This is a genomic window from Azonexus hydrophilus (assembly GCF_905120355.1).
Taxonomy (GTDB): domain Bacteria; phylum Pseudomonadota; class Gammaproteobacteria; order Burkholderiales; family Rhodocyclaceae; genus Azonexus.
The window spans coordinates 1-14,410 of sequence record NZ_CAJHOB010000007.1 but is presented as its reverse complement, the minus strand read 5'-3'; the positions used below and the strand labels follow the sequence as shown (position 1 = coordinate 14,410).

The window sequence follows — 14,410 nt, the reverse complement described above, 5'->3', positions numbered from 1 at the left end:
TATATAATCAGACCATGAAGCCTGTAGAATTTTGCGGCGATTCGATAGATGCCCTGCGATCCTTTCCTGAAGGGGCCAAGCGTGAAGCCGGTTACCAGATCGATAAGGTTCAGCACGGCGAAGAACCAGACGACTGGAAACCTATGGCAACTATCGGGGGCGGAGTCAAGGAAATCCGCATCTGGGACGAGGCAGGGGCATTCCGGGTCATCTACTTGGCCAAGCTGGCGGATGCCGTGTATGTGCTGCATTGCTTCCAGAAGAAAACCCAGCAAACAAGCGAGCGCGATATCCGGCTGGCACGGAAACGATTCAAGGAATTAACGGAGGCAAGGAAATGAGCGAGCAGCGATTTGCAAGCGTCTGGGACGCGATCGAGGACACACCGCAGCAGGCGGCGAGCATGCGCGTCCGCTCTGAGCTGATGATGGCCTTGCAGAAGTGGCTGAAAAACAAAGGGCTGACCCAAGCGACCGCTGCCGGCTTGTTCGGCGTGACACAGCCCCGAGTTTCTGATTTGGTGCGGGGGAGAATCAATCTTTTCTCGCTCGATACCCTGATTGATATGGCTGCCACGGCAGGACTTGCGCCTTCGGTGACTATCAAGAAGCCGAAAGTCAAGAAGATCGTGCCCGAAGAAGCGCACGTCTGACCGAGTAAGCCGCCCCCTAGGCCCGCGAACCGAAAAGCGGGATTCCTTCTCCCGCCTGGGGGCGGTACCTGACGAAGGGCGCAGAAGGGGCGCGCATGTCATCTATCACCAAAGAACAGTGCATCGAGTTTGCGAGACTGGATGAATTGCGGCTGCATCACTGGCGCCTGCTTACTGGCGTGACGGGAGGTGAAGGCGATTATGTTATTTGTAATCAAAGTGGCATTTTCCCCGAGCAATACGACGATCGCGAGCTTGCGTTATTGACGGCAGAAGAGGCGTTCGAGATTGGCGAGGTGAGCGTTATTGAGCCGCTCCGTTTTCCGTGCCTCCCGCTGGAATTGCTGCGCTTCGTCGATCGGCTTGTTGATATCGAGGTGCCGGATGCGTTCAGGGCGGAAGTTGAGCGCCTGGACACAGGCAAAACCGGGAGAGCGGACAGCGATCAGTCAAGAACGAAAAGGAAACGTAGCACCCGCGGCCCCACGGTAAAAGAATCGATTAAGCCTTATGTTGCTGAACTGAAGAAGAGATTCCCGAAGCTGACAGGGAAACTATTGCACTCAGAAGCGGAAAAAGAGGCTGGCAGTGAATTTTCACCGTTTACAGCACATAAGCGGGGAGAGGATTTGAGGCTGAAAAACTGTCATCGCCCGTGCTCGAAGGCAACGTTCGAACAAGTGTTGAGCCAGATAAAAGAATAATTTTTTGGCATAAATTTTTCCCTGATTTTCCGGGAAAAAACCAGAAAAAATAGCGGACGGAATATTGCATCACTCGTTGATAAGGAGTGATAGCAATGAAAAACAATCAGGCCGCGCAAACCCGTGCATATACCACCGAGGAAGCTGCCGGAAAGGTACGCAATAAGCCGGCAACTTGGCGGCGCAATCTGTGCGTCAATGGTCACTTTATGGGTATCAAGCCCTTGGCCAAGCTGCCCAATGGTCGCTTGCTTTGGCCTGCCGATCAGGTTGATGCGCTGATCAGTGGCACGGCGGGGTGCTGAACATGAATCAGCTATCCCTAATTGACGCCGCCGGGCGGGCACCCGGCGAGGTCGAACAACAAAAAAAACAGCGCCGCGATCTTACCCCGCCAGTTACCACTGGCCAATGCGCCCAAGTGCTGAACCTGATCCGGCAGCACCAGCCGCTGCTCTCCCTTGTCCTGACCGCTGACCACGCCATTCCCGAGGCGGCAGCTCGTGTGCATAACCTTCGCGCGGCCGGCTGGAACATCCTGACCACGATCCGACCGGTTGTGATGTTCCGTGGTGTTGAGCGCCGCAACGTAGCCACGTATTCGCTCGGCACGCCGGAATGGCCGGCGCCGGGACACTTCGCTGAGGTGACGAAATGAACCGCGCAACCGTCAAAGCCGTAATTGTTCGCCTGGCGATTTGGGGGCTGCTGCCGGCCAGCTTCGCGCAGTGGTTGATCAATGCCCTTGGCCTGCAGGGGGCGTGATCATGGCCTATATCCGCACCATCAAGGCGTCATTCTTTACGTCAGATGACATCGTTTCACTGTCGCCGTTGGCTCGCCTGCTCTATATCGCCCTTTGGACTGAGGCTGACCGCGAGGGGCGATTCACTTGGCGACCTGGCAATTTCAAGCTTCGTTTTCTCCCTGGCGACCTCTGCGACATTCACGAACTTTGCAATGAACTGGTCGAATCCGGCCTCGTCATCCCATACGTGGTCGACGGCAATACCTTCGCCGAGATTCCGACTTTCAAGCGTCATCAGAGCATCAACGCGAAGGAACGCAAGAGCGCCATTCCTGAACGCGTAACGAACGCGACCGTAACGCGTGGCGACGCGATGCCTACGCGTAACGAGGCGTGGAGCGGATTCCCCCAGGAAAGGAAAGGAACAGGAGAGGAAGCGACCCGGCCTAGCCAAGCCAGGGAAGATTTATCTACTAAGGGTGTACACGGGGCAAATCCCTATGGCATAAATTCTGGCAAAGGGGGCGACGATGACTTTTGAACTTCGCCCATATCAGCACGACGCCGAGCAGCAAGCGCGCCTTGCTCTGGCTCGGGGCCTGCGGCGCGTATGCCTGTACCTGCCGACCGGTGGCGGTAAAACGCTGACGGCAACCTCGATTATCACCAAGGCTGTCGCCAAGGGCCGCAAGGTAGTGTTCCTGGCGAACCGCAAGCAGCTGGTTCAGCAGACCAGCGCCGTGTTTTCCCACTATGGCATAGCCCACGGCATCCTGCAGGCCGAGAATACCCGCAGCCTTGACGCCAAGGTAATCATTGGCTCCATCGATACGGTGCATGTACGCGGCCTGCCGCTGGATGTCGGTCTGCTCATCATCGATGAAGCCCACGGCGTTGCCGGCAGTCAGAAGTGCCGGCAACTAATGGCGAAGTACAACGCTGTGCCGGTGGTAGGCTTGTCGGCTACGCCGTTCGCCGCCGGCATGGCGAAGTGTTACCAGGACATCGGCGGCCCGCTCTTCGAAGAGCTTGTTGTGGGTGCAACGATCCGGGATCTGATTGCCGATGGCTACTTGGTCGATTGCGACATCTACGCCCCCAGCGAGCCGGACCTAGCGAAGGTCCGCAGCGCCAAGGGTATCGACGGCCTACTCGATTACAACCAATCCGACCTGGAGACGGCGACCGACAAACCAGAACTGATCGGCGACATCGTCGACCACTGGCGCAAGCTGGCAGCCGGCAAGCAGACCGTTGTTTTCGCCTGCAGCATCGCCCATTCAAAGCACATCGTTGAGCAGTTCCAGGCAGCTGGTGTCGCTGCCGAGCACATCGACTACCGGGCGAACGACGACGAACGCACCGCCATCCTGCGCCGTTTCGAGCGCAAGGAAACCACCGTGTTGTCGAATGTTGGGTTGTTGGCCGAGGGCTGGGACTGCCCGGCAACGGAAGTGATGATTCTGGCTAGGCCAACACGCTCGCTGACCCGCTTCGTCCAGATGGTCGGCCGTGTCCTGCGTCCGGCAAACGGCAAGAAACGGGCGCTGCTGCTCGACCACTCGGGGAGTACGGCACGCCTGGGGCACCCTTGCGACGATTTGCCGCTCGTGCTGGACGACGGCAAGCCGAAATCCTCAGCCGGCAAGCAGCAGGCCGAGCGCCGCGAGTCGCTGCCCAAACCGTGCCCGGCGTGCAAGTTCATGCGCCCGGCCGGTGTTCATACCTGCCCGAAATGCGGATTCGCCCCCGAACGCCAATCAAACGTCGAGACCATCGCCGGAGAGCTGGTTAAGGTTGTGCGCAAGAAGCAGCAGCCGATCAAGAAAGAGGCCGGCCAGCACGTCTATTCGCAGTTGCTCGGCTACGCAGTGTCACGGGGGTTTAAGGCCGGGTGGGCGTATCACAAGTACGCGGAATTTTTCGACGGTAAGCACCCCAACGGATTGCGCCAGGTGCCAGCCACGCCGTCCCCGGAAATTCTCGGCTGGATCAAGTCTCGGCAGATTGCCGCGGCCAAGGCACGGCAGAAAGGGGGCAGCCATGCAGCAGCGTAACGTACATGAGGTTGCCGCAGGACGCTGGCCAGGCATTCTCTCGGCCCTTGAAGTGCTCAACGAGCGGCAACTGACCGGCCGTCATTGCCCATGCCCGATTTGTGGCGGAAAGGATCGGTTCCGCTTCGACAACAAGGACGGCCGCGGAACCTGGTTCTGCTCGCACTGTGGTGCCGGCAATGGCGTCGATCTGGTACTGCAGGCGAAGGGCTGGGACTTCCGTTCAGCAGCCAAGGAGATCGAGCAAGCGGCTGGGGTGGTGCAACCGGGCAGCGTGAAATCAGAGCAGGGCGAAGCCGAGAAAGTCAGCAGGTTGCGTCAGGTCTGGAACGATGCTCGGCCGCTGATGAATGGTGACGAGGCAATGCGTTACCTGGCCGAGCGCGGACTTGATCTTGGCTCAATCCCGGACTGTCTTCGCCTGCATCCAGCTCTGCCGTACTTCGAGGGCCGTACCAAGGTCGGCAGATTTCCCGCATTGCTTGCCCGTGTTGTTGCACCGAACGGCACCGGTATAACTCTGCACAGGACTTACCTGCAGGGTGCTCGCAAGGCGCCTGTGCCTTCGCCGAAGAAACTCATGCCCGGCAAGCCAATTTCCGGGGGCGCTATTCGATTGGCGCCGGCCAATGAATGGCTTGGTGTAGCCGAAGGCATTGAAACCGCTCTGGCCGCTGCGCAGCTATTCAGATGCCCAGTCTGGTCGGTGGTGTCTGCAGCAGGAATCGAAACCTTTGAGCCACCAGCTGGCATCAGGGTGCTGACGATCTTCAGCGACAACGATGCCAATTTTACAGGCCAGGCAGCGGCCTATGCGGCGGCGCGGCGGCTCAGCAGGAATGGGTTGTCATGCGAGGTTGCGATTCCGCCGCTTGTCGGCGACTGGCTGGATGTTCTCAATGAAAGAGGGGCAGCATGACACCATTCGAAGAGTTGGTCACCGAGGCAAACCGCCATTTGCACAATGAAGCTGGTGGTGACCCAACGCACCCGGGGCACCGGCTGCGCGTTTTGCTTCTTTTGAATCTCAGCCAAGGCGAGCAGCGGGAGCAAATATGGCGAGACATTCGAGAGGCCGGGTTTATGCCATGCCCAGACCGGTATAACCCAGATATCGGGGGGCTCTGCTCGCTGGAATCGGTTGCGCGCGCACTTGGGGTGCCGGCCTCGACGGCGGCGAACGAGGTGGAAAAATTCGTCGCCAGCGACATTGGCCGCCGGCTTGGTTTCAGTTGGGAGCTGATTTTTCCGGATAGCGAAAAATGTTGCAGTCTTCACTGAGCGGCGTAACGCCTAATCCACGCCGAGGTCGCCCCCCGGGCACGCTGGCTCCGGTGACTCGCTGGCTTCGCGGCGTGATCCGCGAGATGCGCCGCGCCGGATACGGACAAGCGGAGACGTGGCGCCGGCTCTGCCTGCTTGAGGAAGCTGCAGACGACGGACTATCACTCACCGTTACCCCCGAAACTGCCGACGAAGTTTGGCGCGATGTCGGTGCCGATCTTGCTGGCGAGCGGATCACCTGGGCCAGTTTTCGCAGTGCTTGGCGACGGGCTAATTTATGACTCATTTCTGACGCAATAGGCAGGAGCATGTGCGCATCAACTTCAGGAGGCATTCATGTTGGATAACGAAGACAAGCCCGGCATCGCCAGCTACGCACAACGACTCAAAGCAATCTCCGGGCCTGCGGGGGGGCTGACTGTCCGCCCTGGCGCAACACAAGCGCCCCAGGCCGGCTATGCGGGCAATAGCACAGGAGGCCGCAACGATCTGACAGCCCGGCTCGATGCTGCGACAAAGCAGGCTGAAACCTTTCGAAGCGCCCCCGCCGGAGGCACATTGCCCCAGGTAAATCCGGTTCAGGAATCTGGCAGAAGCCTTGCCGCCCGTGGTCTGACGGTTGATCCTTTCAGTATCAGTGCAGCACAGCGCAGTACTGCTGTTCTTGCAAAGGAAAACGCTGTTCGGCAGCAGATGATCGATAGCCAGCGGGGCGAGGTACATATCATCGGCGGCGGATCTGGTGGCATGAATGCTGACCGGCAAGAACTGCTGCGCAAGACGATGACGCCGTATGCCGGCGCGCAGAACGGGCAACTGACCGCTGCCCAATTGAACGCTGCACGCGGCATCATGAGTGACGCCCAGGGCGAATCTGTGAAGCGGGCAGAAATCAATCAGCGTGCTGCAGAGGCAGCGCAGCGTGGCTTTATTGATCTGGCACGCCAAGGCGTAGATATGCAGCGTTTCGGTCTGGACCAGCAGCGCTTCGGCATGGAGCAAACAGAGCACGCCGGCCGAATGGAAGACGCAGGATTTGCCAGGTTGGCCAGGCAGGGTTTGATTGATACCGCCAATTCAACAGATCCGGCGGCCGTCAATAAAGCACGCACGAGCGCTATCGCCGCCGGGATTCTCAAGCCGGAAGGGACATCGAAGCTCCAAACGCTTCAAACCGAAAACGGCTACATGGCCTTCAATCCCGCTACCGGGGAAATGCGCCCGGTGACGGGTCCAGACGGGAAGCCGGTGGGCTCCAGCAAAGCCCTAAACGAAACCCAGGCCAAGGCTACTGGTTACGGTATGCGAGCTGCTGAAGCATCCAGGATCATCGAAGAGGTTGGAAAAAACGGGGAAATTCAGCCCAGCCGCATCAAACAGTTTGCAGAGTCTGTTCCTCTGGTTGGGGAAGCCCTGGGCATGGCAGCAAACGGTCTTTTTTCCAGCCCTGAGCAGCAGCAAATTGAGCAGGGGCAACGTGATTTTGTGAATGCTGTCCTCCGCCAAGAATCGGGGGCGGCGATTGCCGAAAGCGAATTTGCCAACGCGCAAAAGCAATACTTCCCACAGCCAGGCGACTCCCGGGCTGTGATTGAGCAAAAAGCCCGTAACCGGCAGACCGCAATCAATGGCTTTTCCGTTGCGGCGGGTCCGGGCGCCAAGCATATCGGCAGCGCACCGGCACCGACCGACCAGGTAGCCCAGCAACCACAGCAAGGAGCGCAGGGCTCTGGATCCTTGTCCGCCGGTTATGTGGATGGCGGCCACGTATTCCTTGGGGGAAATCCCAATGACCCGGCCAACTGGATGGAGGTTCGGAAATGAAGCCGTGGGAAAAGGATTGGGCAACCCAGGGGGCGCAGGTGGCCACCGCATCTCCCGCACCGCAAAGGCCATGGGAAAAAGAGTGGGGTGGTGGAAATCAACAGGTACGGGAAGCCGCCCCCGTGGCATCAGAGCAGCCGAATGCGGCAAGTAATGGCACCTCCATTGTTGGGCGCGCTGTCAGCGCCATGCAGGGGCCTGCGATGGGTTGGTATGACGAAGCTGTGGGCGCTACGGGCGCTCTGGTGGAAGGAGTGGGCAACCTGACTCCATGGGGCACGGGCCGGAGCATGTCCGAGGCCTACCAGAAGCACCGGGACGATACGCGGAACATTGTGGCCGGACACGAAAAGGCCAACCCTGTCATGGCTCAGGTGGACAGGGCCGCTGCTGCCGCCCCTCTGGCGTTGCTCAACCCATTTGCTGCAGCTTCTCGGGCGGTTGCCGGGTCTGGTGGGCTCGTGTCCCAGGCAGCGCGAACTGGCGCAGCTGCTGGGGCTATTGCTGGGGCAGGGGATTCCACGGCGACGGATGCCGGTGGCGTGGTCAAAGACATAGCTGCAGGTACGGCTGGCGGCGCGGTTATGGGGCCGGTTGTCGCTGGGGGTATCAGTGCCGCCAGTGCTGCGGCCAAAGGCTTGACCCGTGCGGCTGCCAAAGCTGCAGAGGGGATGGGGTTGGCCGAGGTGGTTTCCCGGCTGGGCATTACTCATGCGGCTGATCAGGGGGTGCTCAATCAGGCTGCTCCCAAGATTCTTCAGGTGATCGAGCGGGATGCCGGCGGGCGAGGGGCTCTCACCAATCCCCTGGACGTGATTGCCGCCCGGCAGGCAAAGCTGGGATCAGAGGCCACGATTGCGGATGCTGGCGGGCAGAACACCCGGCAGCTGCTGGACACCCTGAGCACGCTTCCCGGCAAAACCAAGGACATGACCGAGCGCCTGATTCATGACCGCCAGGCGGGCCGGGCAAGCCGGCTGATTGATGCCGCTGCTGAAGGGCTGAGCCCGGACGGAAAACGCCTGCCCGATACTCTCCAGGCACTGGATGCCGTGCGGCGGCAAAGCTCCGCCCCCCTGTATGACCGCGTGCGCCGGACCAATATCACCATGGACAGCGACCTGACCGCCATCCTGGGCCGAGCCCAGTCCGCATTTGGCGAAGCCCGGAAACTGGCGGAATTGACCGGGGAACGGTTCGACCTGGGAGAAGTGCAGGCCAAAGGCCTCAATGATCTACTGACGGGCCCCAAGGGTAAAGTTCAGCTTCAGCAACTGGATACCCTCAAGCGGACTCTGTACGACCTGGAGCAAGCCCATATCAATCCGGAAACCGGGCGCCTGAACGAAATGGGGCGCGCCTACCAGACCCTGCGCCGTGACCTGGTGGGCGCTCTGGATAAGGCCACCACTGACCCGGCGACCGGCAAGAGTCTCTACCGAATGGCCCGGAATGCCTATGCCGGCCCGACTGAGCTTCGCCAGGCTGCCAATATGGGCTATCAGGCCATGAGTAAAGATGGATGGAAAATCAGGGAACTGATCCAGGATCTATCAGGAGGTGAGCTGCAGGCCTTCAAGATCGGAGCTTTCGAGTCGCTGCGGAAGAAGCTGGGCACGGAAGGCGGGCAGACCCAGATTTTAAAAATTTGGCGGGAGCCGGCCACAGCGGAGAAGCTGAAAGAGTTGTTCCGAGACCAGAAGGCTTTCCGTCAGTTTGCTGCCAACGTTGCAAAAGAGTCACGCCTGAAGGGCCTGGAAAGTGTCGGCCGTGGTTCTCAGACAGCCTCACGCGCCGCCGGTATAGGTGACCTGGATGTGAGCGGCATCAGCGAAGCAGGGAGTGCTGCCCGGAATGCTGCATCAGGCAACCTGACGGGGTTGCTCAATACCGCCGCCAACGCATGGAACCGGGTTTCAACCCCTGAGCCTGTCCGGAATGAAATGGGCCGCTTGCTCACGGGCAAGGGCCAGCAGGGCACCGCAAACATCAACGAGATTCGCAGCATCGTTGAGCAGATTCTTGAAGACCGCGCAAAACGCGCCACCCAGGCCGGGGTGATCGCCGGCAGCCAGCAATAACCCTCCCTCGAAAGGAACAGAACATGACCGACCGTTCAACTTGGTATGCCCATCAATGCATTGCAGCATCTGGTTTGGCCGTGATGGAACCCAGTATTGCCTTCCAGCTACGCACAGACCTTTGGTCCGGCCTTCAGGATTGCGCCATCACCTTCCGCCGGCAGCAACGCCTGGAAGGTACCAAGCGCCTTCTGGTCACCTTCCCGAGCTGGGGCAGGGTTGAGGTGTATGCACGTTCCCTCAACAACCTGGAGCAGCGTCTGGAATGGATTGTGGGAGAGCAGCCCACGGAGATTGCTGAATGGCAACCGGAGCGGCCGGAGGTAACCCCGGAGCAGGCCGCCAGACGTGAAGCCAACCGGAAGGAGATTGAACGCCTGGCAGAATTGCGGAATATCGCCACGCAAGAGCCTCCCAGCCACGACTGCCACCAGCGGCGCGAAATTCTTGAGGCACGTCAGAAGTTGGGAATGTCCTGATCTTGCACCGGGGAAAACAGCGTGAATGACAAGGCACCAGGCTGGAAGAAGGGGCAAAGCGGCAACCCAAGGGGGCGCCCAAAGGGAAGCCGCAACAAGGCCACGCTGCTTGCCATAGCAGCGATGGAAGGTGAGCTGACCGATGTCGTCAAAGTGGTGATCGATGCCGCAAAGGGCGGCGATATGGCTGCGGCTCGACTGGTGGTCGATAAGCTGATTCCCACGACTCGGGAGCGGCCACTATCGATTGCACTGCCTGATGTCACCTCAGTGGATGACTGTGCTACGGCACAGGCGAAGGTTCTGGCGGCAGTTGCGACTGGAGAGATTCTCCCTGGCGAGGGAGAGACGCTTGCCGGCTTGATTGAGCACCAGCGGCGCAGTCTGGAAACCAGTGATCTGGCAGCCCGCACGACCGCTCTTGAAAAGCAGTTGAAGGAAAGGGGGCGGGCATGACCAGCGTATTGCGTCGCCGCCTGGAGAGAATCGAAGCCGCGTTAAGAGCGGCGCCTGAACAGGCTTTCACGATCCTGGTGGAACCAGAACATGAGGCGACTGCCATCGAATGGCAGGCCCATCGGGAAGCAATCAGCACTTCCCTGTTGCGCGGTGATCGTATCGGTGTTGTACGTTCGCCGGATAGCGTTGACCAGGATCAGCAAGAGGTTGGCGTCGAGTATTTCGACAATGAGATTCACGCCTGGTTGGCGGTGATGGCCAGCCAGAAATCACAGCAGGGCCGGGCCAATCGCCTGGCCGATGTTCTGGCATCGCTGAATGGCACTGTGCATGGCGTGGTAACTGATCCCGTTGAAAGCGAGGAAAACCAATGAGTCAGGCTTTGGCGCGTCGCCTTGGTGCACTTGAGGACAAGATTGCCCCGAAGGCCCCCCCCTATCTGAAGCACCTAATGCAGAGCCCACCATTTGCCGAAATGCTGGCATCGCATGGTGTGACGGTTGAAGCTTTCCAACGCAACGGACTCGGGGCATTGCCGCGGGATCTTCTGCGGGCTTTGGTTGATCGGCTGAAAGCGGCAACGATCACTGCGGGATGAGTAGATTACTGGCTGGCAGCACAGAATCCACCCCCGTCGCTACGCACGGGGTTTGCCATGAGCCAGCAGAAGATCATCACCAATGTTTCCACGTTCGACCGAGGGGTTGTGGCCCGTGTTACATCCGACAAGGTGCTGCAAGCTGTCAGGGGGTGCCGGGGTGGCTTGACGACGTACGATATCGCCCGGTCCCTTGGCACCGGTGAATACCAAGTCCGCGCAGCAATATCCTGGCTGGTCAGGCGCGGTATCGTTGAGCGGATTGGCATTGCAAAGCGCCCACTGCCTGCACGGAAAAAGCATGGCAATCGAGAAACCTATCCGGCTGCGCTGTATAGGGTGAAGGAAGAGAAAGCACCGGCTGATTTCGGTGCACTGATGGCAGCATTCTGCCGCTGAGGTGGCAGCGCCCCTTCGAGATTCGAAATCCCGATGGGGTGTCCAACTTCTGGACTCCCTCAATGGAAAACCCCGCCACGGGGGCGGGGTGATTGGGGCGTATTGGATTGCTACCCAGCCGCGGTCTGGAAATGGTCAAGCTGGGAATCGGCGCTCACAGCTCCCCCCTTCGCTCTCGGTGAATTGCGGCTCCAGCGCACGAACGGCAAGCTGCAACTCGCACAGCGTCACGGTTGCATCGTCGTCGTCCTGGCTGGCAGCGATGATCCGGCCGGCGGATACCATGCAACAGGTCGAGATGGCGGCATTCACCGCGCGCTGCTCTTCGGGGGTGATCCGTTCGGCCAGGGTTGCAATACGCTCCAGCACCGGGCCAGTGATCTTGGCGAAGCCTTCCAACCTGGCTGTGCATTCCTCGATGCGATGCTGTTGGGCCAGTTCGATGATCGGGTGCAAGCTGAGCATCAGGATTGCGCTGGCGTCATCCTGCAGGCCTGCTTCGGTGGTGGGGTTGATCACGGCCTTGAGCAGCGCTTGTGCATCCTGCTCGCCGTGCTGGCGTGCGGTGGTGACGTCGACCAGTTGAATGCGGCGGGTGATGTTGTCGATCATTGTGCTTCCTCCACTTTTTCAATGAAGAGGCCGACGTCGTTCTGCATGATGCCTGCCAGGGAGGCCATATGAACGGCCAGGAGGTGGATGGTGTTGCCGTAGAGCCCTTCAGGCACCGACGGTGCTTTGGTGAGAACGGCAATTGCATTGCAGATGGCGAAGATCGCATCGCATTTGCTGTCCAGGTCGATTCTCGCCAATTCGATGTCAGACTTGGTGATGGCCTTTTCGGCTGGTGTGTCGTGTGCTTCGGTGTTCATGGTGACGTCTTCCTCGATAGGAATGGCGGGGGCTCTTGCTGGCCCGCCGAAGGTTCCAATGCTGCGGCCAGGGAACGGACGCTGCCGGCGGATCATTTCCAGCCGGCGGCGCAATTCCGCGCGCAGTGATTCAAGCTGGATCAAGGCTTGGAGCATCGCTGCTGTTTTCCTGCCCAAGAAGATCCAGAAGCTGGCGAATCTCCTTGATAGCCATTGCGCATGACCACATAAAGTTGTCTTGCAAGTCGTCGTTGATGTTCCGGAACGCCTCACCCGGCTCGCCATAGGTCATAGCAAGCATGGCCTCAAGCTGGGCCATGCGGCAGTTGATCTGGTCCCTGATAGCCATGCGCTTTCCCTTGATTTCATACAGACCAGGGACGGCGGTAAAGACTGAAGTTCGCTTGCTCATGGCTGCACACCTCCATGGTTCAGTTTTTCTTTCAGGATGATGCTTTCGGCGGCGCACTCAAGCTCTAGCAGCACGGCCACTGATCCCACCAGTTCCGCCAAGGCATCAGAGGCCAGCATCCGCTGCATTTCATCAACATCACCATCCTGGCCCAGGGCGTTCATGAGATAGGCCGCGCCCCTGGCCATGACGGTGCAACCCATGTCCAACATTCCAGCGCACCGTTTCACCGTTTCTTCGTCGTGCTTGATTGCGCAATTCAGCAGTTCCGTGAGGATGGCCGGGAGAATGAAGAAATCATGCGCGCTCATACCTTCCCCCGCTTGGAAACAATCCCCTGCTCAACTAGGCGCTCAAGCATGGTTTCGTACCGGCTCCCGGTGTAGTTGGCAAAATCAAACGCGAGATATGCTCCAACTTCGGCCAGGCGTTTGATGCGGAGGCATTCAATGTTGCCGCTTGCTTCATTGACAATGGTGTGAAAAATCTCCATCAGTTGCCCCAGAGCATCTTCAGCGCTATTGATCGGTTCAATAACGTCCTCCGGATGGTCACCAAACAGCTTTTCGCAGGCATCTTTCATCTGATCTGTGGTGAGCTCCATGTCACAGCCCCTTCACACGAACATCGAAGAAAGAGGAAGCCTTGTTGCACTGGGCCACCTGTTCCGGGCTCAAAAAGGTTTTGTCCTTCGTTCCGTCGAAGCTGTTGCGGGTTAGCCAGTTGATAGTTACCCTGGCCGTCTTGGTTTCGTGAGTGCCTTCGCCAAGCACTTCGATAGCCTCGACCTTGAGCATTTCCATCTCGGTTTTGATCCGGGCCAGCTCTTGAGCCAGGGACAGGTAACGGTTAATGATGCTGGTGCGCTTTTGGGTGCTGATCTGTACAATTTGAGCAGTTGCCATGATTCGACCTCATTCAGTTGATTGGTGATTAGAGGCCCGGCGGTGTTGGTAGCACCGGCCGGGCTTCGCTTTTCTGGGACTCGGGCGCTAGCTGGGCTGTCGGCCTTTGGCGTCATACCATGCGCGTTTCCCTATCCCTCCCAGGCACTCACGGCAGCCTGGTCTCCGGTCAAGCGCACTGTGTGATGTCTGGGTCATGATCCCCGTCGATCCGGCCAGTTGCCGATGCTCGCGCTTGATGATTTCGGTTCTGTGAAAGAGCGGTGTTGCTGTGTTGAATGTACTATAGAACGTTATATAAAACGTGTCAATAACTTATTCAACGTTCTACAATGTGTAGTATGTGCATTAAACGGATGTGAGAAATGAGCAGAACCCAACAAGCCCTGGCGCTGTGGCGTGCCGGGTATACGCCGTATGCCGCAGCGAAGGAAGTCGGTCTATCTCCAACCGCGCTTTACGCTGCCATCAAGCGGGAAGAGGCAAAGGGTAATATGGCGAGCTGCCCATGCTGCGGCTCAGTCGTGCCGGCCGAGAAGATCAACCGTGAAGTGTTGAAGGATCGGCAGTCTTGAAACAGGGGGTTTCAATCGAGGCGAAAGCCAAGGTGCTGGATCTCCGGCGGCGCTACTCGATTCGTGAGGTTGCCGACCAGACAGGCCTGCCAGTGGGTACCGTTAAAACCATCTGCAGCAGGTCCGGCGCGTTTCGGGACAACGAGCGATTGCGGGCGATGTGTTCGCTGCCGCCGATCCGTGTCAGCGCCGAAACCCTGCCGGCGGCGCCGACGCTGCCGCAGCAGCAGAAGGTGACCGGCGACGGCGAGATTGATGCCGTGTTGTGGTTGAGGGAGTGCATTTCCACTGGCCAGGCGGTGATGAGTAACCGTCCGGCCACCACCGTCTTTTCGCCGAAGTTTCAATAGCTGAAGATTGT

Annotated in this window: 24 protein-coding genes; 18 read left to right on the top strand and 6 right to left on the bottom strand. The window is 59.0% G+C overall.

Translation table 11 applies throughout. The annotated features are described in order from the left end of the window. The first annotated feature begins 14 nt into the window (after positions 1-14). The 16 genes from JYJ39_RS06815 to JYJ39_RS06740 all read left to right on the top strand — a co-directional run bounded on the left by JYJ39_RS06815 (position 15) and on the right by JYJ39_RS06740 (position 11,285). A complete protein-coding gene (locus tag JYJ39_RS06815) occupies positions 15-341 on the top strand; it encodes a type II toxin-antitoxin system RelE/ParE family toxin (protein WP_205203128.1) in 327 nt (108 codons plus the stop codon). Continuing rightward, positions 338-652 carry a helix-turn-helix domain-containing protein gene (locus tag JYJ39_RS06810; RefSeq protein WP_205203127.1) on the top strand — a complete coding sequence of 105 codons (315 nt, stop codon included), beginning with the start codon at positions 338-340 and terminating at the stop codon, positions 650-652. Before JYJ39_RS06815 ends, JYJ39_RS06810 begins: the two co-directional genes overlap by 4 nt. Before the next feature lie 95 nt (positions 653-747). Next, positions 748-1,356 carry a hypothetical protein gene (locus JYJ39_RS06805; protein WP_205203126.1) on the top strand — a complete coding sequence of 203 codons (609 nt, stop codon included), beginning with the start codon at positions 748-750 and terminating at the stop codon, positions 1,354-1,356. Between the two features lie 95 nt (positions 1,357-1,451). Beyond that, complete coding sequence (locus JYJ39_RS06800; RefSeq protein ID WP_205203125.1) at positions 1,452-1,661, top strand: DNA-binding protein; 210 nt, start codon at positions 1,452-1,454, stop codon at positions 1,659-1,661. Between the two features lie 2 nt (positions 1,662-1,663). Next, complete coding sequence (locus JYJ39_RS06795) at positions 1,664-2,014, top strand: helix-turn-helix domain-containing protein (protein WP_205203124.1); 351 nt, start codon at positions 1,664-1,666, stop codon at positions 2,012-2,014. Between the two features lie 109 nt (positions 2,015-2,123). Next, positions 2,124-2,645: a hypothetical protein gene (locus JYJ39_RS06790; protein ID WP_205203123.1), complete on the top strand. Its 522-nt coding sequence runs from the start codon at positions 2,124-2,126 to the stop codon at positions 2,643-2,645. Then, positions 2,635-4,161 (top strand): DEAD/DEAH box helicase, encoded by a 1,527-nt coding sequence (locus JYJ39_RS06785; protein ID WP_205203122.1) that lies wholly within the window; start codon positions 2,635-2,637, stop codon positions 4,159-4,161. The genes JYJ39_RS06790 and JYJ39_RS06785 overlap by 11 nt, the downstream gene beginning before the upstream one ends. Beyond that, complete coding sequence (locus tag JYJ39_RS06780; RefSeq protein ID WP_205203120.1) at positions 4,148-5,080, top strand: DUF7146 domain-containing protein; 933 nt, start codon at positions 4,148-4,150, stop codon at positions 5,078-5,080. Before JYJ39_RS06785 ends, JYJ39_RS06780 begins: the two co-directional genes overlap by 14 nt. Next, positions 5,077-5,442, top strand: coding sequence for a hypothetical protein (locus JYJ39_RS06775; protein WP_205203118.1), 366 nt, complete (start codon positions 5,077-5,079; stop codon positions 5,440-5,442). Before JYJ39_RS06780 ends, JYJ39_RS06775 begins: the two co-directional genes overlap by 4 nt. Positions 5,443-5,781: 339 nt before the next feature. Continuing rightward, positions 5,782-7,269 carry a hypothetical protein gene (locus JYJ39_RS06770; protein ID WP_205203116.1) on the top strand — a complete coding sequence of 496 codons (1,488 nt, stop codon included), beginning with the start codon at positions 5,782-5,784 and terminating at the stop codon, positions 7,267-7,269. Then, positions 7,266-9,350 (top strand): hypothetical protein, encoded by a 2,085-nt coding sequence (locus JYJ39_RS06765; RefSeq protein ID WP_205203115.1) that lies wholly within the window; start codon positions 7,266-7,268, stop codon positions 9,348-9,350. The genes JYJ39_RS06770 and JYJ39_RS06765 overlap by 4 nt, the downstream gene beginning before the upstream one ends. Positions 9,351-9,373: 23 nt before the next feature. Next, entirely contained in the window at positions 9,374-9,829 is a 456-nt protein-coding gene (locus tag JYJ39_RS06760) for a hypothetical protein (protein ID WP_205203114.1), read from the top strand. Positions 9,830-9,850: 21 nt separating this feature from the next. Next, complete coding sequence (locus tag JYJ39_RS06755) at positions 9,851-10,285, top strand: DUF5681 domain-containing protein (protein ID WP_205203113.1); 435 nt, start codon at positions 9,851-9,853, stop codon at positions 10,283-10,285. After that, the gene (locus JYJ39_RS06750) at positions 10,282-10,662 is read left to right on the top strand and encodes a hypothetical protein (RefSeq protein WP_205203112.1); all 381 of its coding nucleotides are present in this window, start codon (positions 10,282-10,284) and stop codon (positions 10,660-10,662) included. The genes JYJ39_RS06755 and JYJ39_RS06750 overlap by 4 nt, the downstream gene beginning before the upstream one ends. Continuing rightward, positions 10,659-10,886, top strand: coding sequence for a hypothetical protein (locus JYJ39_RS06745; protein ID WP_205203111.1), 228 nt, complete (start codon positions 10,659-10,661; stop codon positions 10,884-10,886). The genes JYJ39_RS06750 and JYJ39_RS06745 overlap by 4 nt, the downstream gene beginning before the upstream one ends. Positions 10,887-10,943: 57 nt before the next feature. Further along, positions 10,944-11,285, top strand: a complete 342-nt coding sequence (locus tag JYJ39_RS06740; RefSeq protein ID WP_205203110.1) for a FaeA/PapI family transcriptional regulator — start codon at positions 10,944-10,946, stop codon at positions 11,283-11,285. A 135-nt stretch (positions 11,286-11,420) separates the two neighbouring features. Here the strand turns inward: JYJ39_RS06740 and JYJ39_RS06735 are convergent, their stop codons facing one another. The 6 genes from JYJ39_RS06735 to JYJ39_RS06710 are packed head-to-tail and all read right to left on the bottom strand — an operon-like array spanning position 11,421 to position 13,474. Next, a complete protein-coding gene (locus JYJ39_RS06735) occupies positions 11,421-11,897 on the bottom strand; it encodes a hypothetical protein (RefSeq protein WP_205203108.1) in 477 nt (158 codons plus the stop codon). After that, positions 11,894-12,301 carry a hypothetical protein gene (locus JYJ39_RS06730; RefSeq protein WP_205203106.1) on the bottom strand — a complete coding sequence of 136 codons (408 nt, stop codon included), beginning with the start codon at positions 12,299-12,301 and terminating at the stop codon, positions 11,894-11,896. The genes JYJ39_RS06735 and JYJ39_RS06730 overlap by 4 nt, the downstream gene beginning before the upstream one ends. Then, on the bottom strand, positions 12,288-12,569 hold the full coding sequence (locus JYJ39_RS06725) for a hypothetical protein (protein WP_205203105.1): 282 nt from the start codon (positions 12,567-12,569) through the stop codon (positions 12,288-12,290). The genes JYJ39_RS06730 and JYJ39_RS06725 overlap by 14 nt, the downstream gene beginning before the upstream one ends. Beyond that, the gene (locus JYJ39_RS06720; RefSeq protein WP_205203104.1) at positions 12,566-12,880 is read right to left on the bottom strand and encodes a hypothetical protein; all 315 of its coding nucleotides are present in this window, start codon (positions 12,878-12,880) and stop codon (positions 12,566-12,568) included. Before JYJ39_RS06720 ends, JYJ39_RS06725 begins: the two co-directional genes overlap by 4 nt. Beyond that, positions 12,877-13,173 carry a hypothetical protein gene (locus JYJ39_RS06715; protein WP_205203103.1) on the bottom strand — a complete coding sequence of 99 codons (297 nt, stop codon included), beginning with the start codon at positions 13,171-13,173 and terminating at the stop codon, positions 12,877-12,879. Before JYJ39_RS06715 ends, JYJ39_RS06720 begins: the two co-directional genes overlap by 4 nt. A 1-nt stretch (position 13,174) precedes the next feature. Then, positions 13,175-13,474, bottom strand: coding sequence for a hypothetical protein (locus tag JYJ39_RS06710; protein WP_205203102.1), 300 nt, complete (start codon positions 13,472-13,474; stop codon positions 13,175-13,177). Positions 13,475-13,839: 365 nt separating this feature from the next. Between JYJ39_RS06710 and JYJ39_RS06705 the strand changes: the two genes are divergently transcribed. After that, a complete protein-coding gene (locus JYJ39_RS06705; RefSeq protein ID WP_205203101.1) occupies positions 13,840-14,049 on the top strand; it encodes a hypothetical protein in 210 nt (69 codons plus the stop codon). After that, the gene (locus JYJ39_RS06700; RefSeq protein ID WP_205203100.1) at positions 14,046-14,399 is read left to right on the top strand and encodes a hypothetical protein; all 354 of its coding nucleotides are present in this window, start codon (positions 14,046-14,048) and stop codon (positions 14,397-14,399) included. The genes JYJ39_RS06705 and JYJ39_RS06700 overlap by 4 nt, the downstream gene beginning before the upstream one ends. Positions 14,400-14,410 lie beyond the last annotated feature (11 nt).